The organism is Moraxella sp. TY6 (assembly GCF_048551375.1).
Lineage (GTDB): Bacteria > Pseudomonadota > Gammaproteobacteria > Pseudomonadales > Moraxellaceae > Faucicola.
In genome coordinates this window covers 1-22,847 of sequence record NZ_JBLYZJ010000003.1, presented here as the reverse complement: position 1 = coordinate 22,847, position 22,847 = coordinate 1, and the positions used below count along the sequence as shown (strand labels likewise).

The 22,847-nt window shown below is 43.7% G+C and carries 17 protein-coding genes; 7 read left to right on the top strand and 10 right to left on the bottom strand.

Annotated elements, in window-relative coordinates:
* Positions 1-26 precede the first annotated feature (26 nt).
* From prpC to prpB, 4 genes are all read right to left on the bottom strand, one after another.
* Entirely contained in the window at positions 27-1,217 is a 1,191-nt protein-coding gene (gene prpC, locus ACK1U4_RS03235) for a bifunctional 2-methylcitrate synthase/citrate synthase (protein ID WP_419399935.1), read from the bottom strand.
* 30 nt (positions 1,218-1,247) lie between these two features.
* The gene (locus tag ACK1U4_RS03230) at positions 1,248-2,063 is read right to left on the bottom strand and encodes a hypothetical protein (protein ID WP_419399934.1); all 816 of its coding nucleotides are present in this window, start codon (positions 2,061-2,063) and stop codon (positions 1,248-1,250) included.
* Positions 2,064-2,136: 73 nt separating this feature from the next.
* The gene (locus tag ACK1U4_RS03225; RefSeq protein ID WP_419399933.1) at positions 2,137-2,892 is read right to left on the bottom strand and encodes a TSUP family transporter; all 756 of its coding nucleotides are present in this window, start codon (positions 2,890-2,892) and stop codon (positions 2,137-2,139) included.
* A gap of 75 nt (positions 2,893-2,967) precedes the next feature.
* Positions 2,968-3,861: a methylisocitrate lyase gene (gene prpB / locus ACK1U4_RS03220; protein ID WP_419399932.1), complete on the bottom strand. Its 894-nt coding sequence runs from the start codon at positions 3,859-3,861 to the stop codon at positions 2,968-2,970.
* 341 nt (positions 3,862-4,202) lie between these two features.
* Here prpB and ACK1U4_RS03215 point away from each other — a divergent pair, with 341 nt between their 5' ends.
* Positions 4,203-4,550 carry a hypothetical protein gene (locus tag ACK1U4_RS03215; RefSeq protein ID WP_419399931.1) on the top strand — a complete coding sequence of 116 codons (348 nt, stop codon included), beginning with the start codon at positions 4,203-4,205 and terminating at the stop codon, positions 4,548-4,550.
* A 161-nt stretch (positions 4,551-4,711) separates the two neighbouring features.
* On the opposite strand, the gene ACK1U4_RS03210 is transcribed toward ACK1U4_RS03215, so the two are convergent.
* From ACK1U4_RS03210 to metK, 3 genes are all read right to left on the bottom strand, one after another.
* On the bottom strand, positions 4,712-5,287 hold the full coding sequence (locus ACK1U4_RS03210) for a phosphatase PAP2 family protein (protein ID WP_419399930.1): 576 nt from the start codon (positions 5,285-5,287) through the stop codon (positions 4,712-4,714).
* Positions 5,271-5,600: a DUF3144 domain-containing protein gene (locus tag ACK1U4_RS03205; protein WP_419399929.1), complete on the bottom strand. Its 330-nt coding sequence runs from the start codon at positions 5,598-5,600 to the stop codon at positions 5,271-5,273. Before ACK1U4_RS03205 ends, ACK1U4_RS03210 begins: the two co-directional genes overlap by 17 nt.
* A gap of 305 nt (positions 5,601-5,905) precedes the next feature.
* On the bottom strand, positions 5,906-7,072 hold the full coding sequence (gene metK / locus ACK1U4_RS03200) for a methionine adenosyltransferase (protein WP_419399928.1): 1,167 nt from the start codon (positions 7,070-7,072) through the stop codon (positions 5,906-5,908).
* A 499-nt stretch (positions 7,073-7,571) separates the two neighbouring features.
* Here metK and ACK1U4_RS03195 point away from each other — a divergent pair, with 499 nt between their 5' ends.
* On the top strand, positions 7,572-8,924 hold the full coding sequence (locus ACK1U4_RS03195) for a glyceraldehyde-3-phosphate dehydrogenase (RefSeq protein WP_419399927.1): 1,353 nt from the start codon (positions 7,572-7,574) through the stop codon (positions 8,922-8,924).
* Between the two features lie 228 nt (positions 8,925-9,152).
* Entirely contained in the window at positions 9,153-10,376 is a 1,224-nt protein-coding gene (gene cgtA, locus ACK1U4_RS03190) for an Obg family GTPase CgtA (protein WP_419399926.1), read from the top strand.
* A gap of 200 nt (positions 10,377-10,576) precedes the next feature.
* On the opposite strand, the gene ACK1U4_RS03185 is transcribed toward cgtA, so the two are convergent.
* A complete protein-coding gene (locus ACK1U4_RS03185; RefSeq protein WP_419399925.1) occupies positions 10,577-11,887 on the bottom strand; it encodes a lytic murein transglycosylase in 1,311 nt (436 codons plus the stop codon).
* 331 nt (positions 11,888-12,218) lie between these two features.
* Between ACK1U4_RS03185 and aceE the strand changes: the two genes are divergently transcribed.
* From aceE to ACK1U4_RS03165, 4 genes are all read left to right on the top strand, one after another.
* Positions 12,219-15,032, top strand: coding sequence for a pyruvate dehydrogenase (acetyl-transferring), homodimeric type (gene aceE, locus ACK1U4_RS03180; protein WP_419399924.1), 2,814 nt, complete (start codon positions 12,219-12,221; stop codon positions 15,030-15,032).
* Between the two features lie 17 nt (positions 15,033-15,049).
* Positions 15,050-16,768: a 2-oxo acid dehydrogenase subunit E2 gene (locus tag ACK1U4_RS03175; RefSeq protein ID WP_419399923.1), complete on the top strand. Its 1,719-nt coding sequence runs from the start codon at positions 15,050-15,052 to the stop codon at positions 16,766-16,768.
* A gap of 122 nt (positions 16,769-16,890) precedes the next feature.
* On the top strand, positions 16,891-18,915 hold the full coding sequence (locus tag ACK1U4_RS03170) for an AAA family ATPase (protein ID WP_419399922.1): 2,025 nt from the start codon (positions 16,891-16,893) through the stop codon (positions 18,913-18,915).
* A 13-nt stretch (positions 18,916-18,928) separates the two neighbouring features.
* Positions 18,929-20,008, top strand: coding sequence for a type I glyceraldehyde-3-phosphate dehydrogenase (locus ACK1U4_RS03165; protein WP_419399921.1), 1,080 nt, complete (start codon positions 18,929-18,931; stop codon positions 20,006-20,008).
* Between the two features lie 66 nt (positions 20,009-20,074).
* Here ACK1U4_RS03165 and purH read toward each other — a convergent pair whose 3' ends face one another.
* On the bottom strand, positions 20,075-21,670 hold the full coding sequence (purH, locus tag ACK1U4_RS03160) for a bifunctional phosphoribosylaminoimidazolecarboxamide formyltransferase/IMP cyclohydrolase (RefSeq protein ID WP_419400068.1): 1,596 nt from the start codon (positions 21,668-21,670) through the stop codon (positions 20,075-20,077).
* Positions 21,671-22,152: 482 nt separating this feature from the next.
* Positions 22,153-22,398: a helix-turn-helix domain-containing protein gene (locus tag ACK1U4_RS03155; protein WP_419400067.1), complete on the bottom strand. Its 246-nt coding sequence runs from the start codon at positions 22,396-22,398 to the stop codon at positions 22,153-22,155.
* Positions 22,399-22,847 lie beyond the last annotated feature (449 nt).

Genomic DNA, 22,847 nt, shown 5'->3' with positions numbered 1-22,847 from the left:
TTGCCCTTATTGAAACAGACAATCAATTACTTACGTTTATCCAACGCTACAAATTTTTGGTCGTCTGGACCAGTGTAGTTCGCTGATGGACGAATGATTTTACCATCCGCACGTTGCTCAAGAACGTGAGCTGACCAACCAGCCGTGCGAGCGATTACGAATAATGGGGTAAACATTGCCGTTGGCACGCCCATTTTGTGATAGCTAACCGCTGAGAACCAGTCAAGATTTGGGAACATTTTCTTGTTATCCCACATCACAGATTCCAAACGCTCTGCCACATCAAACAAGGTCATATCGCCAGTTTCTTTTGACAAGTTACGAGCAACTTCTTTGATGACTTTATTGCGTGGGTCGCTAATGGTATAAACTGGATGACCAAAGCCGATGATGACTTCTTTTTTCTCAAGGCGTTCTAAGATATCTTTTTCAGCATCGTCTGCATTGCGATAGCGTTTTTGGATATCATAAGCGACTTCGTTTGCACCGCCATGTTTAGGGCCTTTTAACGCACCGATTGCACCGCTCACCGCTGAGTACATATCCGAGCCAGTACCTGTGATAACACGGCTGGTAAAGGTTGAGGCATTGAACTCATGCTCTGCGTATAGAATGAGTGAGATGTGCATGGCTTTGATATGTGATTCGCTTGGGGCTTCACCGTGTAATAGCTCTAGGAAATGACCGCCAACGCTGTCTTGGTCGCTATCTAGGCTGATGACTTTGCCATTGTGGCTGTAGTGATACCAGTAAAGTAGCATTGAACCCAATGATGCAATCAATTTATCAGCAATGTCACGAGCTTCAGAGGTTGGTTGGCTTTCACGCTCTGGCAAGGTACAGCCCAACGCCGATACGCCTGTACGCATGACATCCATTGGATGAGCGTGAGCAGGTAGGGCCTCTAACACGGCAAGGACATTGACAGGTAGGTTACGCATGGTTTTTAGCTTTTTCTTGTAAGCGTCCAACTCATGACGGTTTGGCAAATGTCCATGAATCAGCAAGTGAGCGACTTCTTCAAATTCGCTATCTTTTGCCAAATCCAAGATATCATAGCCACGATAGCTTAAGTCGTTACCTGTACGTCCTACGGTACATAGGGCAGTGTTACCAGCAGGTACGCCTGATAGAGCAACCGATTTCTTCGGTTTCGGGGTAACAGGTGCAGTGGTTTCTGCGGTCGTTTCGGCTGGGGTTGCTTTTGATTTTGCCATGTTCAATTCCTTTTTGGCTGTGAAAAAAAGTTAGGGTTTAGGTTGTGAGGCATTTGGTAAAACTGCTTTTGCCTCGGTTTTTACGGTTGCTGATGGTGTTGGGGCTGACGCACTTTTTGGGTCATTCGCAGGTGGATTTATCGGTGCATTAAATTGTTCGACACTGACTTGGCATTTTTGTAATTGCTGTTGCTCAACAGGGGCAAACGCACTTTGTAATTGACCTGACGCTAATTGTTGGATTTTTCGTCCTGTGGCGGTGTCAATAAAGGCAGAAATTTGCAATTTTTCATCATCGGTTACATCGAGATTGCCTGCTTTACTGTGGCTATGCTTTAAATCATCGAGGTATTTTTGGTTAAATTTGATGATTTTTTGTCCGACTGGTAGGGCATAAAAGGTATTGGCTTCGCTAACTTCGGTTTGTGTTAGGTTAAACGACAGCATTTTTTGGGCAAGGGTAACCGCTTGCTGATTGTCAAAATCCATCAAACATTGTTTTTGGGTTGCTGATAATTTGGCGTGTTGATTGACTGCCAATAAAAAACCATTGTTCATGGTGGTTGCGACTAACTGGGTCAATGGGTCGGTGAGTTTAACGTCACTGATAGGCGTTTTAGGTGCTGTGACCGTAGAGGCAGGTTGTAAGTGGGCATTACCATCTTTATCGACTGTCAAAGCTAGGGTAGTCGGTGTGGCACTGGCAGTCGAACTGGTTTGACTGGCACTGGCTTTCTGCTCGGTTTTTGTATTGGATTGATTACAAGCGGTCAAGGATAGGCTTGCACCCAATACAATCGGAAGCGTGATAAAAGCTATTAAGCGTGATTTTACATTTGAATTCATGTTGACTATGTTACCTTTTACTTAATGATAAGATTCAATTTTTAATATTGTATTATCAAAGAATTTTCAAAAATCACCAAGCCTTTATACCTGAATAACCGATTTTAACCGCTAAAATTAACAAAACCACATAAATTAGTTGTTTAAAAACCACTTGACTAATTTTCCCCCTAACTTTAATTCCAACAAATAAAAATAGAATGGATATTAAAGTGATAATAATGAGGGAAATAATATCTCGTTGGCTAAATTGGGTAAATTGTTGCCATAAAAAATAAATTTGAACCAACTTGCCCATTGCATAACATAAATTACTTATTTTACTGATTTCATTGCGATTTTGCGTATAACTAAACAAGTAAATCAATAAAATTGGTGACATGGCATTGGTTGAGCCACCAACAATTCCGCTAAATAAACCAAAAATTGCCATGCTTAACTGGGTGTTAGGAACAGTAAAATGCTTTACTTTCCCAATTAAACTTAACCAACCATGTATTGCATAATACAATGTCACCAGTGAAATACTAAGGTATAAGTAGGCGACAGGTAAAATTAGTAGTAATTTAACACCCAACACACTACCAATCAAACTGGTAACAACCAACAGCCAATACTGCTGTAAATAACGCCCAATCTCTTGGGAATAGGTTTCTCGAAAAAATGTTTTTTTTAAATCGCTTTTATACTGAACTGATTGTTGTTCATCATCACGTTTAAAAAACGTCAATAAATTAATGATTAACGTGGGGATTGCAAGGACAGCGACGGCTTTTTGGAGTGGCATTACCATTGATAATGCCACCGTGCCAATCATGGGAAATGCCATGCCTGTAATGCCGTGTAGCACAGATGCAAAGGCGAAAATCCCTAATTGCAATACCTCAATAAACGACATTAAAAATTATTTTTTACTTTTGAACAATTCATCCAATTTATTTTCGTAAGAATGATAGTTCAAGAACTCATACAACTCATTGCGAGTTTGCATATTTGGTACTGATGCAGTTTGCACGCCATCATTTAACAAGTTTTGATACACGCTCAACGCCGCTTTGTTCATCGCACGGAAGGCTGATAATGGATAAAGTACCATATCCACGCCCACATCAAACAATTCTTTGGTGGTGTAAAGGTCAGTTTGACCAAATTCAGTCATGTTGGCAAGGACAGGAATATCTAGCACATCGGTGAATTTACGATACATAGCGATATCGGTCAATGCTTCAGCAAAAATCATATCTGCACCTGCTTCTTGGAATGCGACCGCACGTTCAACCGCAGCGTCTAAGCCTTCAACTGACAAGGCATCGGTACGAGCCATCACCACGAAGTCTGGATTTACTTTGGCATCTAATGCAGCTTTGATACGGTCAACCATTTCAGCGGTTGAAACGATTTCTTTGTTTGGGCGGTGACCACAGCGTTTTTGGGCAACTTGGTCTTCGATATGCACAGCTGCCACGCCTGCTTTTTCCATTTGTTTGATGGTTTGAGCGATATTGAACGCACCACCCCAACCCGTATCGATATCCACCAATAACGGCGTGTCAACGGCATTGGTGATACGAGTGGCATCGGTCAATACATCGTTTAGGCTTGTCATACCAAGGTCAGGCAGACCGAATGAGGCATTTGCTACGCCAGCACCTGATAGGTACAAGGCTTTATGACCAACTTGGGTTGCCATCATAGCGGTGTAGGCGTTAATCGTACCAACGATTTGAAGGGGACGACCTTGGGCTTTTTCAGATTCGATTGCGTTACGGAACTTGCGACCTGCGGATAGGGCTGACATAAAAACTCCTTTTTTTGTGTTAAAGCAGTGACGGGGTAAAATGTAATCTTTACTTAGTATAGCCATAAAAAATACCTTTGTCTTGTTTAATTTTTATTAACAAAATGCAAGATAATTTATAATTATGCAAAATATAAATAATATATTTCTAATTTCACATATTTTAGCAAATGGCTATATAAAGTCTGAATAACAGGGTAAAAAAGCATAATGAAATAGGGATTTTTATTTACAAAAAGTTACATTTTTATAAGGTTTCATGTGACGATAGCTTAACGCTGATGACATTGACTGGTATGGCTTGACTGGTATAATAAGCCATCACGTTATGAGAATCGCCCATGAGCCAAGCCACTAAAACTGCCCCATTGCCCAGTCATATTCGTCAATTGGTGGATAAAAAAAACTATGTTATCGCTATCAAAACCCATGCCGAAGAGCAAGGGATTAGTATGGAAGAGGCAAAAAATCAGATTGATACGTATGAAGTGTCTGTCATGCCAAATAATGCAACCACTCAACCGCAAAATGCTGTGAGTGGCTTAAATGGCTTGCAACAAGGCTTAGAGGGTCACTTAAAAGCAGAAAATATCAAAGTCCCTTTGATACCTCGGTGGGTGTGGCGAGTGGGGGTGATTGTGTTGGTAATGGCATTGATTGGGTTTATGTTGTATCGGTTATTTAAATAGCCTAAGTAAAGGGAAAAAATTATTAATGGTCTTTCGTTCGCCCTGAGCTTGTCGAAGGGTAGCGGAAAACCCACTTCGCTAGGCTCGTCTTGAGAAGCAGTGCTTCTCAGGTTCGACAAGCTTACCACGAACGGTTTTATCGTTTAAATTTGTCCACTTACTTACCACTGTGAACTAATCGACAATCCCAATGATTTATTTTCATACCAAGGGGTAATCATTGTATTATCATACGGTTGGGTTAGTAATAAACCACTGGCGATACCGATGGCACAACCTGCCACTACATCTCGTGTATGGTGTCGATTGGCATCCACACGTGACCATCCGACATAAGTCGCTGGCAACATCGCCATACTACCGTATTGCCAGCCATAGCGTTGACCGATAAAAGTCGCCCCTGCACAGGCATTGCTGGTGTGAAAGGAAGGAAAGGAATAATCCTCACCATTTGGACGTTTGCCCCAGTCGGTGTCATTGGTGGCATATTTTAGCCCTTGAGTCACCACCAAATTACTGGCAAGCGTGTAGCCAAGTTGTTTAACGCCTGCTTTATCATCTTTGGCAACTGCCATACCTAGCCCAACAGTCGGAATCGCTAGGGATAAAACATCGCCTGCTTTTTCGACATCGCTTTTGGCATGGCTTATTTGTGTGGTCAATAGCAAGGAGCTAGCAAATGTCAAGCCAATGACTTTGCCAAATGGCATACGCACAGGGTTAGTGGTCATGGTCATGCTCTTGTCCAATTTGCATATATTTTTGAAAGTTTTCGGCGTAGTCATCAATGTTGTCTGATAGCATACGCTCGAAATTTTTGGTGAAATGCTCGATAATATCGGCTTTTTCTTTGGCATAGTCACTGCCTTTGACAAAGCCTGTCGCCGCCGTCCATGCACTAAAGCGAGCCACAGCATATAGCATAGAAGCGTTGATTTTTCCTGCATGAACCTCATCAGTGCGTAATTCATTGGCAAGCTTGATAAACTCGTCCGCACGCTCATAAAAGGCATTCATTTCTTCGGTGACTTGATTGTTGTCTGCTGTCATAAATTTTACACTCATCAATCTAGTGAAATAAATCAGGAATAATACTGTGAGATTTTGGGCGTATGCAATACGCCCCTACAAAATCCGTCTTATTACTAATTTAAACGACCATAAAAAGGTGCGACAAACGCACCTTACAAATCTTAATCTCCCTAAATCCCTCTTTAAACAAGAGGGACTTTTTTCCTAATATTACACTTACCTATTGAGAAAGCCCCCTCTTTCATAAAGAGGGGGTTGGGGGAGATTCAAATAGCTAATAGAACTGACTATTTTTACATTACCACTTTATAAAGATAAAGCAATTATAAACCTGCATCGGCTTTTAATAAATTGGCTCGGTCGGTACGTTCCCATGTAAAGGCGGTTTCGCTACCTTGACGACCAAAATGCCCATAGCTAGCGGTTTGTTCGTACATGGGTTGTAATAAGTTTAACATACGAGTGATACCATACGGACGTAAATCAAAATGCTCACGGATAAAATCGACAATTTTATCATCGCTGATTTTGCCAGTGCCAAAGGTATTTACTGAAATTGATGTCGGCTCGGCAACGCCAATGGCATAGCTGACTTGGATTTCACAACGTTCAGCAAGTCCACTGGCTACGATATTTTTGGCAACATAACGCCCTGCATAGGCGGCACTACGGTCAACTTTTGATGGGTCTTTACCAGAGAAAGCACCGCCACCATGACGAGCCATACCGCCATAAGTATCAACGATAATCTTGCGACCTGTCAAACCTGCATCACCCACAGGTCCGCCAATCACAAATAACCCTGTAGGATTAATATGAAATTTGGTGTCTTTGTGGAGCATTTCGGCAGGAATCACGTTTTTGATGATTTCTTCCATAACCGCCTCATGCAAATCCTTTTGTGAAATGCCTGGGTCGTGTTGGGTTGATAGCACCAACGCATCAACAAAGGCAGGTTTATTGCCATCATAACGCACAGTGACTTGGGCTTTGGCATCTGGGCGAAGCCAAGGCAATGTGCCATTTTTACGTAGTTCGGCTTGACGCTCCATCAAACGGTGCGAAAACTGAATCGGTGCAGGCATCAAAACATCAGTTTCATGGGTGGCATAGCCAAACATTAAGCCTTGGTCGCCAGCCCCTTGTTCTTCGGGTTTGGCACGGTCAACACCTTGAGCGATTTCTGGCGATTGTTTGCCAAGCATATTGATGACCGCACAAGTCGCCCCATCAAAACCCAAGTCTGAGCTGTTATAGCCGACTTTTAGCACGGTATCACGCACGATTTTTTCAAAGTCAACATTGGCAGTGGTGGTGATTTCGCCTGCCAGTACAACGCCACCTGTTTTGGTCAGGGTTTCACACGCCACACGAGCATGGATGTCTTGTTCAAGAATGGCATCAAGAATGGCATCGGAGATTTGGTCGGCAAGTTTGTCTGGATGACCTTCGCTGACCGATTCGGAGGTAAAAAGTGAATATTCACGCATGGTAAATAATTTCCTTTGATAATCAAGAATTTATACTTGATTTTGATGAAAGAAAATAATCACTTTGCAAACCTATCTCTATTTTTAATCAACCGTAGGGGTGCATTGCATACGCCCATAATAAAGGGTGCGTCATTAAAATTTAATAGAAAGTCACGTTATTTTTGACAAAATTAACGAGCAAGTTTGCAAAATGATTAATGAAATTAACCGTGTATTATACTCAATTTTGGGGGAATAAACCATGTGATTTCATCGGTTTTTTATAGATTTTGTCATAATAAAAATGCCGTTTAACAATGATGATGATATTCATGCAAACCGTGATATTTGCTGAATAAATCCGCAATTCAAATTGCCAAAATAGCTATTTTGTTCTACAATTTAGGCGTTTATTTTTGGCTAGGGTTTTGCCATTAGCCGAGCGTTTTTGCCTATTTTTCGTGTGTGTATTGATTTTATCGTAAGTTTTTTTGACCCTTAACCTAAAGGTGACTGTATGTCTGCTAATATTTATCAAGACCATTTGACCACTCGTAAAGCCCAAGAAAAGACTGCAACTGAGCTATTGGTTGCCCTAAATAACTTGGCAGAAAATGACAATAGCGTGACTTTTTTTGGTGAGCGTGTGGCGTTTAATGTTGCCAAAGTATTGGCACAGCATACCCAACAAAATATTGACATCAACGCAAGTCTTGCATTGGCTCAAGCGTTGGCAACTAAGGGCTTGCGTGATGTGAGCTTTGACTTGGGTCAAGCCATCAAAAATGGCAAAACGGCTGATGATTTTAACAATGGTGAAGCCGTGCCGACCACGGATGTGGTGCTATACGGATTTGGGCGTATCGGACGTATTTTGGCTCGCCTATTGATGAGCCGTCCTGCCTCTGATAAAGGACTACAGCTAAAAGCCATTGTGGTGCGACCTGCAGGTGATGGTGATTTGGAAAAACGTGCCAGTTTGCTAGAGCGTGATTCGGTACACGGTTGGTTTGACGGCTCGGTTGTCGCTGATAAAGAAAATAGCGGTATCATCGCCAACGGTCGTTTTATTAAAGTGATTTATGCCTCTGACCCAAGCGAAATCGACTATACTGCTTATGGTATCGACAATGCGTTAGTCATCGACAACACAGGTAAATGGAAAGATGAAGCAGGTCTTGGCAAACACCTACAATCAAAAGGTGCGAAAAAAGTCCTATTGACTGCCCCAGCGTCAGGCGATATTAAAAATATCGTCTATAACGTCAACTGTGACACTATCGGTACAGATACCATCGTATCAGCGGCAAGCTGTACCACCAATGCCATTACCCCAACGTTGAAACTATTAAACGATAAATTTGGCATCGAAAACGGTCACATGGAAACCATCCATGCGTTCACCAATGACCAAAACTTGGTAGATAACCACCATAAAGCCGAACGCCGTGGACGTGCAGCTACCTTAAATATGGTAATGACCAGTACAGGGGCTGCCAAAGCCGTCAGTAAAGCCATTCCAGAGCTAAAAGGTAAATTGTCTGGTAGCTCAGTACGTGTACCAACACCAAACGTGAGCCTTGCGATTTTGAATTTGAACTTCAAAAATCCAGTGGGTTCAGTAGAAGAATTGAATGCCTTTATCAAACAAGCGACTGAAACTGAACAATGGCAAGAGCAAATCGCTTATTCAGATTCAGACGAAGCGGTTTCAACCGACTTTGTGGGCTGTGAAAAAGTGGCGATTTGGGATGCCAAATCAACGCTTGCCACTGACAACCGTGCTACCATGTACTTATGGTATGACAACGAAATGGGCTACAGCACGCAAGTGATTCGTGTGGCAGAAAAAATGGCAAAAAATGGTTAAACATTTTTGCTAAACTCAAAAAAGACAGTCACTTTGGCTGTCTTTTTTATCATGGGCTTTCTCCTTTATGTTTAAAAAAATACGAATTGTCATCTTACTCATCATATTGGTCATGGTGATTGTGCATTCATATCATCGTTACTTTGAATAAAAACATTTTTCTCAAAATTAACCCTATAAATTATGCTAAAATAACCCCCAATTTTAACTTTTAATTGTAGAAATAGTATGCGTTTTATTGATGAAGCAGTCGTAACCGTCAAAGCAGGCGATGGCGGTAATGGTATTGTAAGTTTTCGCCGTGAAAAATATGTCCCCAAAGGCGGCCCTGATGGTGGTGACGGTGGTAAAGGCGGTGACGTGTATGTCATCTGTGACGACAACACCAACACCCTTGTAGATTACCGTTTTACACGCCGTTATGATGCCAAACGTGGCGAAAATGGCGGTGCAAAAAACTGTTCGGGCAAAGGGGCGGATGATATCTACCTACCTGTACCGATTGGCACAACTGTGGTCGATACCGAAACAGGTGAAGTGTTAGCCGATTTGACCAAAAAAGGACAAACCGCCATGATTGCCAAAGGTGGCGATGGTGGTCAGGGTAATACTCATTTCAAAACTTCAACCAACCAAGCCCCAAGACGTGCCACCCCTGGTTTTGCAGGCGAACTCAAAGTGTTAAAATTTGAGCTAAAAGTGGTGGCGGATGTTGGTTTGATTGGCTTACCAAATGCAGGTAAATCCACCTTTATCCGTCAAGTATCGGCTGCCAAACCAAAAGTTGCTAACTATCCATTTACCACCCTTGTGCCAAACCTTGGCGTGGTGGATGTGGGCGTGGGTCGCTCATTTGTGATGGCGGATATTCCCGGCTTGATTGAAGGGGCATCGGAAGGGGCAGGGCTTGGCATTCGCTTCTTAAAGCACGTGGCTCGCACTCGCCGATTATTGCATCTTGTCGATGTACAGCCGATTGACGGCAGTGACCCAGTGCAGAACGCTCAAGTGATTTTTAATGAACTCGCAAAATTCTCGCCAGAATTATCAAAATTACCGCAAATTCTGATTTTGAATAAAGTTGACCAAGTGCCTGAAGAAGAGTTAAACGAGCTTTGTACCCATATTGTGGCAGAGCTGGGTTGGACTGGCATGGTGTTCCGTACTTCGACTTTGACAGGGGAAGGCGTGGATGCGGTGGTATGGCATTTGATGAATGAAATCGAGCAAGAACGAGAGCTAGAAGAGCAAGACCCAGACTTCGCTGAAAGTCAACGTTTACGCTTTGAACGCCTCGAAGCCGAAGTGCGTGCCAATACCGAAGAGCAAAAAGAAGCCTACCGTGCCAAACGTAAAGCTGAACGTGAGGGGCGTGCGTTGGGTGGTGATGACTTTGATGATGACGATGATGGTTTTGATGATGATGGCGTTGAAGTAGTGTATGCTCCCTAATTCCTAAATTTAGAAATAGGGATTATGTATGGTGAATTATAGTTATTTAAATTAACAATAAGACAGATTTTGTAGGGGCGTATTGCATACGCCCAACATCTCACAATATTATTTCTGATTTAATTCACTGTAAATCCACAGTCATGCTTTGAGATATAGGGCGTAATCATTACGCCCTGTTTTGCATTCTAAACTTGGTATTAATTGGCTAACATACTGGCAGTACGTTGGCTGATAAAGCCATCCGCAATTTGCCCATTGCCCGCTTGCCAACGTTGGAATGCCAATTTGGTGTTTGTGCCAATCACACCATCACTGCCTTTGGTATCATAGCCCATACTGGTGAGGCGTTGCTGTAATTGGCGTACTTGGTAGGTGCTAAGGGGTTTTTCGTAGCGTGGGAAGTCTTGCTGTAACCCAGATTGACCGATGATGGCACGTGCCAATAGGCTGACCCCCATCGCATAGTTGTTGGAGTTATTGTAAGTTTTGATGGCATCGAAGTTTTGGGTCAATAGAATGCTTGCACCATCTTTGCCTGCAGGTAGCCATAGTTCGGCGGTGGCGTAGCTTGGGGCATTACTTAACACTTGTACGCCAAGTTTTTGCCAGTCAGCGATGGATTTTTTTTGTCCCACTTGACGATAATCAAAACCATTGGGGAGTTTGGCTTCATAAAAAGATGCCATACCACGTTGCCAACCTGAGTTTTTTAGGTAGCTAGCAGTCGAGGCGAGTGCGTCCTCACGATTCCACGGATTTTTATGCCCATCGCCATTGCCATCGACCCCTTCTTTTAGCCATGTAGTAGGAATAAATTGGGTATGCCCCATACCGCCTGCCCATGAGCCTGTGAGTTGTGACCATTGGATATCACCTCGATTAATCAAGGTCAATAAGGCTAATAATTGCTCTTCGGCAAAGTTTTGTCGTCTGCCATCATAGGCTAAAGTGGCTAATGCACTGGGTAATGAGCTACTGCCTGTGCCTGCCCCATACGAAGATTCCATGCCCCAAATTGCTGTAACAATCGAAGCAGGTACGCCATATTGATTTTCGATGCGTGTGAGCATATCACTGTTTGCGACAAAGTTACGCTTTCCGCCACTGACACGGCTGGTTGATACCGCTCCATCAATGTATTCCCAAGGCATTTTTACAAATTCAGCTTGATTTTTATCCAGTGATACCACTTGTGCATTATAGCTTGCCATGCTCATTAGGCGTTGTACATCATTGCGGTTATAGCCCTTAGCGGAGGCTCTTTCGACAAAATCGTTTTGCCAACTGGCGAAGCTGGCATAAGATTTTGTTGGGGTGACTGTAGGCGTAGGCATTGGTTGAGGGGTGGGGGTTGTGATGATGGGGGGAAATGCTTCTACAGTAGTATTGGGTTGCGGTGTTGGGGTGGTGCTACAAGCAACAATTAGAGAACCCATCCCTGTTGCCAAGGCAATTTTGCTAAGGGTTGAGGTGAATGTTGCGTGGTGATGGGGGCGTGGGTATGACATACAGGATTCCAACAAAATGAATGTTTGGTAAAAAATAGGATTTAATTACAAAAAGTTTGGTTAATGTAACTTTTAGCTATTTTAACAATGCCGTTTAGCTGACTTGTTACACATTTATCAATATTTTGTATCAATTTAATTAATGTCAACATTACAGCAATTATTTCCTCAAATCAAACCTTAGGTATTTCGAAAATAAATGATTAGCAAAATAATAGAAAAACGCCGAAATATATAATTGTAGTACAATATTTGACACATAATTTAATGTCGTTTGGTTGAATTATTCAAACCAATCATTCCCTTCCACTACTAATAAAAAGGAATTTGTATGCAGTATTACAATGATGCTGACAATCAAGAAACCCAAGAATGGCTTGATGCCTTTGAATCCGTCATTAAACACAATGATAAAACCCGAGCAAAGTTTTTGCTGAAAGCCTTATATGATAAAGCGGTGCAACAAGGCGTATTTTTAAATCGCCTAGATACAGCGTATGTCAATACCATTCCAGTCGAAGAACAACCAACTTATCCTGGTAACTTAGGTATTGAGCGTAAAATTCGTGCGTTAATCCGTTACAATGCCCTTGCAATGGTAATTCGAGCCAACAAAACAGGCGATGATTTGGGTGGGCATTTAGCGTCATTTGCTTCCAGTGCGACCTTATACGAAACAGGCTTTAACCATTTTTGGCGAGCGGCCGGTGAGAATTTTGGCGGTGACATGATTTATTATCAAGGTCACTGTGCCCCCGGAATGTATGCCCGTTCGTTCCTGGAAGGGCGTTTAAGCGAAGAACAATTACTAAACTTCCGCCGTGAAGTTGGTGGTAAAGGCTTATCCAGTTATCCGCATCCTTATTTGATGCCAAACTATTGGCAATTCCCTACCGTGTCGATGGGTTTAGGCCCAATCATGTCAATTTATCACGCCCATGTTCAGCGTTACATGGAAAACCGTGAGCTATTGCCAAAAGAAGACCGCAAAATTTGGGCGTTCTTGGGTGATGGTGAAACCGATGAGCCAGAAAGCTTAGGTGCAATTTCATTGGCAGGACGTGAAAAATTAGATAACTTAATTTGGGTAATTAACTGTAATTTACAACGCCTTGATGGCCCAGTACGTGGTAACGGTAAAATCATCCAAGAGCTTGAATCCGTGTTCCGTGGGGCAGGCTGGCGTGTGATTAAAGTGATTTGGGGTGGTAATTGGGATTCGCTACTTGCCAAAGATACCTCAGGGGCGTTAAAACAACGTATGGAAGAAGTGGTGGATGGTGAGTATCAGCTATATGAAGCTCGTGACCCAGCTTTTGTGCGTCAGCAGTTTTTTGGTAAATACCCAGAGCTCAAAGAGCTTGCTGATACGCTGACGGATGAAGAAATTGGTCATTTAAACCGTGGTGGACATGACCCCCTCAAGGTTTATACCGCCTATAGTGAAGCGATGAAAACCAAAGGGCAACCGACTGTGATTTTGGTCAAAACCGTTAAAGGTTATGGTTTATCATCGCAAGCCCAATCGGTAAATAAAACCCACCAAATCAAAAAGTTAGATAAGGAAGCCTTGCAGTATTTCCGTGACCGTTTCGAATTGCCATTTAGTGATGAGCAACTAGACGAGTTACCATTTTATAAACCAGACTCTGACTCACCTGAAGCCAAATATCTTAAAGGTCGCCGTGAAGCGTTAGGTGGTCATCTGCCAAATCGCCGTAGTGGGCATATTCCGCTAGAGATTCCAAGCCTTGATATTTTTGACAAAGTGTTGCAAGGTAGTGGCGGTAAAGAGCAATCTACCACCATGACTTTCGTGCGTCTGTTGGGAGCGATGCTCAAAAATAAAGCCATCCAAGAACGTGTCGTGCCAATCGTGCCAGATGAGGCTCGTACCTTTGGTTTGGAAGGGATGTTCCGTCAGTTGGGTATTTATTCGGCAGCAGGGCAAACCTATACCCCAGAAGACAGCGAAGCCTTGATGGGCTATAAAGAAGCGTTAAACGGACATATGCTAGAAGAAGGCATCAATGAGGCTGGGGCAATGAGTGCGTGGATTGCATTGGCGACCAGTTATTCGGTCAATGCGTTGCCGATGATTCCATTTTATATTTATTATTCGATGTTTGGCTTCCAACGTGTGGGTGATTTGGCGTGGGCGGCTGGTGATTGTCAAGCTCAAGGCTTCTTGATGGGTGGCACGGCAGGACGCACGACCCTAAATGGTGAGGGCTTACAACACCAAGATGGACATCAACTGATTTTGTTTAACAGCGTGCCAAACTGCGTGAGCTATGACCCTTGCTATGGCTATGAATTGGCAGTGATTATCCACGATGGTTTACGCCGTATGTATGGTGAAGGTGAACGTATTTATTACTACATCACTTTGATGAATGAAAACTACGAACAACCTGCGTTGCCAAAATTACCAAATGTCGAAGAAGGCATCAAAAAAGGCTTGTACTTGTTGGAAGATAATGGCTCAAAACAAGTGCAATTACTGGGTTCTGGGGTGATTTTACGTGAAGTACAAAAAGCCGCAAAAATTCTTGCCGAAGAATTTAATATCAGTGCCAATGTGTGGAGTGCCACCAGCTTTAACGAATTGACTCGTGAAGCGATGGCGTGTGATGAATACAATCGCTTGCACCCATTGGATGAGCAACGTGTGCCTTGGGTAACAGAACAATTGGCACAACATGAAGGCATCGTAGTGGCTGCCACCGACTATATGCGAGCCTTCTCTGAGCAAATCCGTGCATGGCTACCTGACCAACGTCCGTATAGCACCTTAGGAACAGACGGCTTTGGGCGTTCGGACAGCCGTGAACAGTTGCGTAGCTTCTTTAAAGTCGATGCCCAACATATTGTGGTAGCCACCTTAAAACTATTGGCAGATGAAGGGGAAGTTGAGGCCCGTTTGGTCAAAGATGCGATTACCAGTTTTGGCATTGATACCGATGTATCGCCTGCATGGTACCCACAGCCACAAATTGACGCATTCCCTGATGCCCCAGCACCGCTTGCCCCTACCCCAAAACCTGTACCAAAATTGGTGGAAGAAGATGATGAAGCCATCTCAACCGAAGGTAAAGCGGAAGATAAAGCCGATGCACTTGTGCTAAATGACAAGCCAGAATAAATTTTAAGGATAATAACATGGAAATTAAAGTCCCAGATTTAGGCGTGGACAGTGCCGAAGTCAGCGAAATTATGATAAAAGTGGGCGACACCATCGCCCTAGACGATAACATTGTATTGCTTGAATCTGATAAAGCCTCCGTTGAAGTGCCTGCCAGTGTGGCAGGTACAGTCACCGCAATTTTGGTCAATCTTGGTGATAAGGTCAAAGAAGGGGATGTGTTGATTGAAGTGGCGACCCAAGCCAGTGACAATCAACCCAGTGCCAACAATGCTAATGCTACCGTGACCCCAAGTTCTGCCCCAGCTGTGGCATCAACACCTGTGGTCGCAGTGGATGCACCAAAAGCCGAACCAATCAAAGCCGAGCCAGTCGCCACCACACCGACTGAGTCTAGCCATGCCTTGCCAGACCTTGGGGTGGATACCGCTCAAGTCAGTGAATGGCTAGTGAAAGTGGGTGATAGTGTCACCGCTGACCAGCCGTTGGTATTGGTGGAATCCGACAAAGCCTCCGTTGAAGTACCTGCCCCTATAGCAGGGACGATTGTCAGACTTTTGGTACAAACAGGCGATACGGTCAAAAATGGACAAGATTTTGTCATTATTGCCAGTGGCAGTGCCAGTGTTAATACGGATGCTAACGCCAATGCGAATGTAGCAACACAAACTGCTAGCCCTGTGGTGAACCCACCAGCGAGCCAAACTGCTACGCCAGTGGCAACGACTGCCCCATCAGCCCCAGTTGCCACAAATAGCCAAGCAGACACAATGCTCAACGAAGCCCAAATCAATGCGACCCATGCCAATGTATATGCAGGCCCAGCGGTACGCAAACTTACACGCCAACTCGGTGTGGACATTGGGCAAGTTAAAGGCTCAGGCGACAAAGGGCGTGTGGTCAAAGATGACGTATTTGCTTATGTCAAACAACGTATGCAAACCCTCAACACGACCAGTCCTACGGTTGCTACGATGACAGGAACAGGGCGTGCTAGCTTGCCAAACTTGCCAGACATGAGCAAAACTGAGCTTTGGGGTGAGATTGAGCGTGAGCCGTTAAGCCGTCTGCAAAAAGTATCAATTCCGCAACTAACTTACAACACCTATTTACCGCAGGTGACGCAGTTTGATTTGTCGGATATCACCGATACCGAAGCGATGCGTAGCGACCTTAAAGAAGAAATGAAAAAACAAGGCGTGAGCCTCACGATTCTTGCTTTTATTATGAAAGCCACAGCATACGCACTGATGCAATTCCCTAAATTTAACAGCCATTTAAGCGATGATAATACCGAAATATTGATTCGCAAAACTGTGAATATGGGCTTTGCTGTCGCCACGGACGATGGTTTGACCGTGCCAGTGATTCAAAACGTGCAAGATAAAGGTATCAAACAACTTGCCATCGAAATCGGTGAGCTTGCCAAAAAAGCCCGTGATAAAAAGCTTTCTGCCAAAGAATTGACAGGTGCATCATTTACCATTTCAAGCCAAGGTAATTTGGGTGGGACTTACTTCACACCGCTAGTCAACTGGCCTCAAGTGGCGATTTTGGGTGTGTCAGAATCTTCGATTCAACCACGTTGGAGCGAAGCATCACAAACCTTTGAGCCTCGTTTGATGTTACCGTTATCCTTGTCGTATGACCATCGAGTGATTAATGGGGCGGATGCTGCCGTGTTTACTCGCTATGTAGCGAAGTTATTGGCAGACCCACGGCGGATTTTGTTGTAAAATTAGATTTGGTAAAATAATAGGGGCGTATTGATTACGCCCTTATTATTTCTCAGCAATAACGCATTGCGTTAGGTAAGGTTTAGGGATATATTAACAGTTTTTATGCTTAGAAAGTTCCCATGAAACAATCTACCGCACTCGATATTCTAAAAACTGGCAAAAACGTCTTTTTGACAGGCTCGGCAGGGGCTGGCAAGACCTATACCATCAATCAATATCTGCATTATCTACGAGCAAGGGACGTGACGGTCGCTGTCACTGCCAGTACAGGTATCGCCGCCACCCACATGAACGGCATGACCATTCATAGTTGGGCAGGGATTGGCATCGCTGACGAACTCACCGCCCAAGACCTCGCTCGTATCAAAAAACGCCCCAACGTGGTCGAACGTATCAAAACCACCAAAGTGCTAGTGATTGATGAAATCTCCATGTTGCACCGCAAGCAATTTGACATGGTGAATCAGGTGATGCAAGCCATTCGAGAGAGTGAAGCACCTTTTGGGGGCGTGCAGTTATTGGTGGCAGGGGATTTTTTTCAGCTACCGCCTGTCGGTGAACCACAAGAAACCAATCGAGATAAATTTGCTTTTATGGCACAGGCGTGGCTTGATGCGGATTTGCAAATTTGCTATTTAACCGAACAACACCGCCAAAAAAGCCCCCTGCATGGTGATAATGTGGTCGGTAATGAATATCACGGTTTGGATTTGACAGCAATTTTAAACCAAATTCGCCAGCAAGATTTTGATGAAAATATCATGCCTGCGTTATTGGCGACTACTCAGCACCAACTTACCCATCACCGCACACGCCTATTTACCCATAATGTCAATGTACAAAGTATCAATGAGCAAGAATTGGCACGCCTTGATACGTCTGCCCAAACCTATTATGGCTGGGGTGAGGGCGATGAAAAACTGGTCGAAACGCTTAAAAAAGGCGTACGCAATACCCCAGAACTGACCCTCAAACTGGGGGCAAAAGTCATGTTTATCAAAAACAACAGTGAACTCAATGTGTCCAATGGCACGATGGGGACGGTGGTGGATTTTGTGGCGATTAGTAGCGAGGCGAAAACCACTGATAAAGGCGAAGCTAAGGCTGAGAAAGAGAAAGAGAAAGAGAATGAGAAAAACCTTAACTCTGTTTCTAAAGATGAAATCGAAACTGAAACCCAAACGTCAACTATCACCGAATCTGACACCGAAGAGCAATTACCAACTAAAGCCATTTCCGCAAGCAAAGCCAGTGAGCTAAAACTGAGTGAGCAACGCTATCCATTGGTTGAGTTGGTCGATGGACGTAAAGTCACCGTAGAATATGATGTTTGGCGAATTGATGATGAAGAGGGCGAAATTCTTGCTGCCTATTACCACATGCCGTTGACGTTGGCATGGGCGATTACCATTCATAAAAGCCAAGGCATGACGTTGGATAGTGCCGAGATTGATTTGTCCAAAGCCTTTGAAAAAGGGCAGGGCTATGTGGCATTATCACGCCTCAAGCATTTATCGGGTTTGCAATTATTGGGATTAAATGAATTAAGCTTACAGCTAGACCCTTTGGCGAGGGGGGCGGATAGACGCTTTCAAGCATTATCAGATGAACAGGCGAGCGTATTTTTACAACAAACGCCCACCCAAATTCAAGACGCACAGCAAGCCTTTATCATTCAAAGTCGAGGCACGCTTGATAAAGCCAAAATTCAAGCCTACGAAAAACGCATTGAGCAACGCAATAAAGCCCTTAAACAACGCCAACAACAAGTCCAACGGGTCAAAAAATTTGATGAAGTCAGCGAAGATGGGCTAAGTCAAACGTTACTTGAAACCAAAGCCTTACTGGAAGAAAGCCTAAGTATTGCCGAGATTGCGGATGTGCGTAAACTTGCCCAATCCACCATTATGAATCATATTGCCAGTCTGCAACGCCATTTTGAGGATTTACCATTGGGGCATATTCGCCCAGATGATGAGTGGCTTGCCCCTGTGCAACAAGCCTATGATAGCGTAAAACAAGCCGACCGTGATGAAGATAAAGACGAACAGGGGCATATTAAAATCCGACCGATATTTAACAAAATTGGTGAAAAATATGGCTATAACGATATTCGTTTGGCGTTGTTGTTTGTGACTCAATAAACATAAGGAACGTATGTTAAAACCTGCAAAAATAAACATCGCCATCAATGGTTTTGGACGCATTGGACGCAATGTGTTACGAGCCTATTTTGAACGTCTTTGCCAAGATGCCACCCTACAAGATAGCCTCCAAATTGTCGCCATCAATGACCTTGCCGATGCCGAAACGTTGCTTCATCTTCTTAAATACGACAGTACACATGGCAGATTAGACACACGCTTTCCGATTGTGGCGGATGTGGTAGACAACCAGTTACATATTACCACCCCTCACGGTGAACAGGCGATGGCGATTTTGCATGAGCCGAATCCCAGTCAGTTGCCGTGGCAAGCATTGGGTGTGGCTATTGTGCTTGAAAGTACAGGCATCTTTCGCAGTTATGACGAGGCGTATCAACATATCACCGCAGGGGCAAGGCAAGTCATCGTGGGGGCGGCTCCGTTTGACCGTGTGGATGCCAGTATTGTGCTGGGCGTGAATGACCATGAATTGAGCCGTGATAAGCCAATTTTGTCAGGGGTATCTTGTACCACCCAAGCCCTTGTGCCGTTGCTAGCGGTGCTGGATGAAGCGTTTGGCGTACAGTCCGCCATGCTGACCGAAATTCATGCGGTGACGGCTGACCAAAATGTGCTTGACCAAGTGCATCGTGACCTACGCCGTGCCAGAGCCTCTGGGCATAATATCATTCCCACTACCTCAAGCAGTATCAATGCAGTGGGGCGTGTGTTGCCCAAGATGATTGGTAAAATCAATGGCTATTCCATTCGTGTGCCGACCATTGATGTGGCAGGGATTGATGTGACCTTTAGCTTTGCCAAACCGACTTCGGTGGAGGCGATTAACGCCTTGTTAAAGCAAAAAAGTGAACAGAATTTTGTAGGAATTATGGGTTATACCGATGAGCCGTTGGTGTCGAGTGATTTTATCCATGAATCGGCTTCGCTCATCGTGGATGGATTGCAGACTATGCAGACAGGGGCAGGCGAGGGGACTGGCTTGTTTAAGGTGTTTGCGTGGTATGATAATGAGTGGGGCTATGCCAATCGGATGTTGGATATTTGTCGAAAATTGGCATTAAGCGAACATTAGTGTTATTTCTTCACCAATGAAAAAGCGAAATTCATTTGAATTTCGCTTTTTTAAGTTTCTCAAAAATTAATGTCTAAAATGACGCATGCCTGTAAACACCATCGCAATGCCATGCTCATCCGCTGCCGCAATGGTTTCATCATCACGCATTGAGCCACCCGGTTGGATAATCGCCGTAATGCCTGCTTTGGCGGCATTATCAATGCCATCACGGAATGGGAAAAACGCATCCGATGCCATCACCGCACCCACAGGCGACAGCCCTGCGTGTTCTGCCTTAATCCCTGCAATACGAGCCGAATTAACACGGCTCATCTGCCCTGCACCCACACCAATGGTGCGTTGGTCTTTAGCATATACAATCGCATTGGATTTGACATATTTTGCCACTTTCCAAGTGAATAGCAAATCAGCTAATTGTTCTGGGGTCGGCTGTACTTTGGTCACGACTTTGAGGTCATCAAGGGTAATCAAGCCCAAATCTTGCTCTTGTACCAACAGACCGCCTGTCACCCGTTTAAAGTCAAATTGTGGCTGACGTTCGCTGGGTTTTGGCAATTCACCACACACCAATACACGCACGTTCTTTTTACTACCCGTGACTTCTAGTACACCCTCTGCTACGCTTGGGGCGATGATGACTTCAACAAATTGTTGGTCAACAATGGCTTTGGCGGTAGCGACATCCAGTTCACGGTTAAAGGCGATAATCCCACCGAAGGCAGATTCTGGGTCAGTGGCAAAGGCTTTTTGGTAGGCTTGGGTCAAATCATTGTCAACGGCGACACCACAAGGATTGGCGTGTTTGACAATCACACAGGCAGGGGCATCAAACGATTTGACACATTCGAGGGCAGCATCGGTATCGGCAATGTTGTTGTACGACAGTTCTTTGCCTTGCAATTGTTTGGCAGTTGAAATACTGGCTTCAAGTTTACCAGTGCTGTTTTGAGAAGCAACAGGGGGTTTTTCGACATAAAAACTGGCTTGTTGGTGTGGATTTTCGCCATAACGTAAATCTTGGGCTTTATCCATTTGTATGTTAAAGGTGCGAGGAAATTGTTCTGCTTTATCAAAACCTTGCAAGCGATTACCCAAGAAATTAGCAATCATCCCATCATAATGGGCAGTATGTTCAAAGGCTTTGACAGCCAAATCAAAGCGAGTTTGTGCCGAAATTGCCTTATTAGCCGTCAATTCACCCAAAATCGTGGCATAGTCATTGGGGCTGGTGATAATGCTGACGTGTTCATGATTTTTGGCGGCCGCACGCACCATGGTTGGGCCACCGATGTCGATATTTTCGATGGCATCGTCTTTGGTGACGTTCGGATTGGCAACGGTTTGGGCAAATGGGTACAGATTCACGACTACCATGTCAATGCGGTCGATGCCATGTTCTGCCATAATCGCATCATCCACACCACGGCGACCTAGGATACCGCCATGCACTTTGGGATGAAGGGTTTTGACACGACCGTCCATCATCTCGCTAAAGCCAGTATAATCAGCGACTTCCGTCACGTCTAAGCCTTGGTCTTTGAGTAGTTTATAAGTGCCACCTGTTGAAAGTAGGCGAAAACCGTGGGTCAATAACCCTTTGGCAAAATCCACAATACCAGATTTGTCAGATACCGACAATAACGCATACGATTGATTCATATCAACATTCACCGTAACTTGAGCTATCAATAAAAAACAGCCATCAATTAAAAAACAAAATAGCCAGTGAATCACTGACTATTCTGATACCATTGTATAACGTATTGTAACACAACTGATATAATGAAACCGCTAAAATAGCTAATAAATTTTTTAAATGAATACTGGATAAACCTAATATAGAATCAATACTGAAACAAAATTGGTTTATAATATTGATTGTTATGGCACGACTTAAGAAAATTCAGATTATTTATCCTTATTTAAACTAGCAATAAGACAATTGGGAGGGAGGTATTGCATACGCCCAAAATTGCAAAGTCTTATTGCTGATTTAATTTATTAAGTAACTGAACAATTTTAAATTATAACTTCATTAACCCCCTCTAACTCCCCCTTAACAGGGGGAGGGCTGGGGTGGGGTGGGGTCATCATATTGGTATTTAATTTTGTTTGGGTACTTATAAAAATAACTTACTGGTTTACATTAAGTTATGGGTTTTGAGTTTTTTACGCAAAGTGCCACGATTTAGACCCAAGATTTCAGCAGTACGAGTTTGGTTACCACGAGTTTGCTCTAATACCACCTTTAATAAAGGTCGTTCAAGTTGATGAAGCATGACTTCGTACAAGTTTGAGGCTTTTTGGTCGCCTAAGTTTTTAAAATACTGACGCACCGCTAGCTCAACTTGTGTTGATAAAGCAACCTCTTGCGACAAAACCGCCATCGAACCTAACTCGTATGCTGACGCATTGGCTTGAGTTAAGTGATTGGGTGGCATATAGCCAGTTTTGGCAACAGAAGGGGGAAATTTATTCATAATCTTTACTCGATACAGTCAATGTCGAAAACTATCTTGCTCGTCTGAATAGTTTTCTGAAGATTTTAATGCTTGCTACTGACTATCCTCGCAGTAGGGCGAGCTATCAAAGTCACAACAATGTACTTACTACTAAAATATAGATAGAATATGTTGTTGACGTTCATCTAAGTTAGAGGCAAAAGGGCTAAGATAGAAACTCTGTTGAGGGTTATTTGTAACGAGGGCTAAAAAATAACTGCGAACAGGGTGAATAAATTAGATAAGTGTATTTTATTCACTGAAGTTACGCAGTCTTCAACAGCTTTAATTCGGCAAAAGCCGACTGAGAAGCTGAGAGTAATAACCGATATCTT

Bases quoted from the DNA above. Each gene is read 5' to 3' on its own strand.
- prpC (WP_419399935.1), bottom strand. From the start codon at position 1,217: ATGGCAAAATCAAAAGCAACCCCAGCCGAAACGACCGCAGAAACCACT.
- ACK1U4_RS03230 (WP_419399934.1), bottom strand. From the start codon at position 2,063: ATGAATTCAAATGTAAAATCACGCTTAATAGCTTTTATCACGCTTCCG.
- ACK1U4_RS03225 (WP_419399933.1), bottom strand. From the start codon at position 2,892: ATGGCATTTCCCATGATTGGCACGGTGGCATTATCAATGGTAATGCCA.
- prpB (WP_419399932.1), bottom strand. From the start codon at position 3,861: ATGTCAGCCCTATCCGCAGGTCGCAAGTTCCGTAACGCAATCGAATCT.
- ACK1U4_RS03215 (WP_419399931.1), top strand. From the start codon at position 4,203: ATGAGCCAAGCCACTAAAACTGCCCCATTGCCCAGTCATATTCGTCAA.
- ACK1U4_RS03210 (WP_419399930.1), bottom strand. From the start codon at position 5,287: ATGACCATGACCACTAACCCTGTGCGTATGCCATTTGGCAAAGTCATT.
- ACK1U4_RS03205 (WP_419399929.1), bottom strand. From the start codon at position 5,600: ATGACAGCAGACAACAATCAAGTCACCGAAGAAATGAATGCCTTTTAT.
- metK (WP_419399928.1), bottom strand. From the start codon at position 7,072: ATGCGTGAATATTCACTTTTTACCTCCGAATCGGTCAGCGAAGGTCAT.
- ACK1U4_RS03195 (WP_419399927.1), top strand. From the start codon at position 7,572: ATGTCTGCTAATATTTATCAAGACCATTTGACCACTCGTAAAGCCCAA.
- cgtA (WP_419399926.1), top strand. From the start codon at position 9,153: ATGCGTTTTATTGATGAAGCAGTCGTAACCGTCAAAGCAGGCGATGGC.
- ACK1U4_RS03185 (WP_419399925.1), bottom strand. From the start codon at position 11,887: ATGTCATACCCACGCCCCCATCACCACGCAACATTCACCTCAACCCTT.
- aceE (WP_419399924.1), top strand. From the start codon at position 12,219: ATGCAGTATTACAATGATGCTGACAATCAAGAAACCCAAGAATGGCTT.
- ACK1U4_RS03175 (WP_419399923.1), top strand. From the start codon at position 15,050: ATGGAAATTAAAGTCCCAGATTTAGGCGTGGACAGTGCCGAAGTCAGC.
- ACK1U4_RS03170 (WP_419399922.1), top strand. From the start codon at position 16,891: ATGAAACAATCTACCGCACTCGATATTCTAAAAACTGGCAAAAACGTC.
- ACK1U4_RS03165 (WP_419399921.1), top strand. From the start codon at position 18,929: ATGTTAAAACCTGCAAAAATAAACATCGCCATCAATGGTTTTGGACGC.
- purH (WP_419400068.1), bottom strand. From the start codon at position 21,670: ATGAATCAATCGTATGCGTTATTGTCGGTATCTGACAAATCTGGTATT.
- ACK1U4_RS03155 (WP_419400067.1), bottom strand. From the start codon at position 22,398: ATGGCGGTTTTGTCGCAAGAGGTTGCTTTATCAACACAAGTTGAGCTA.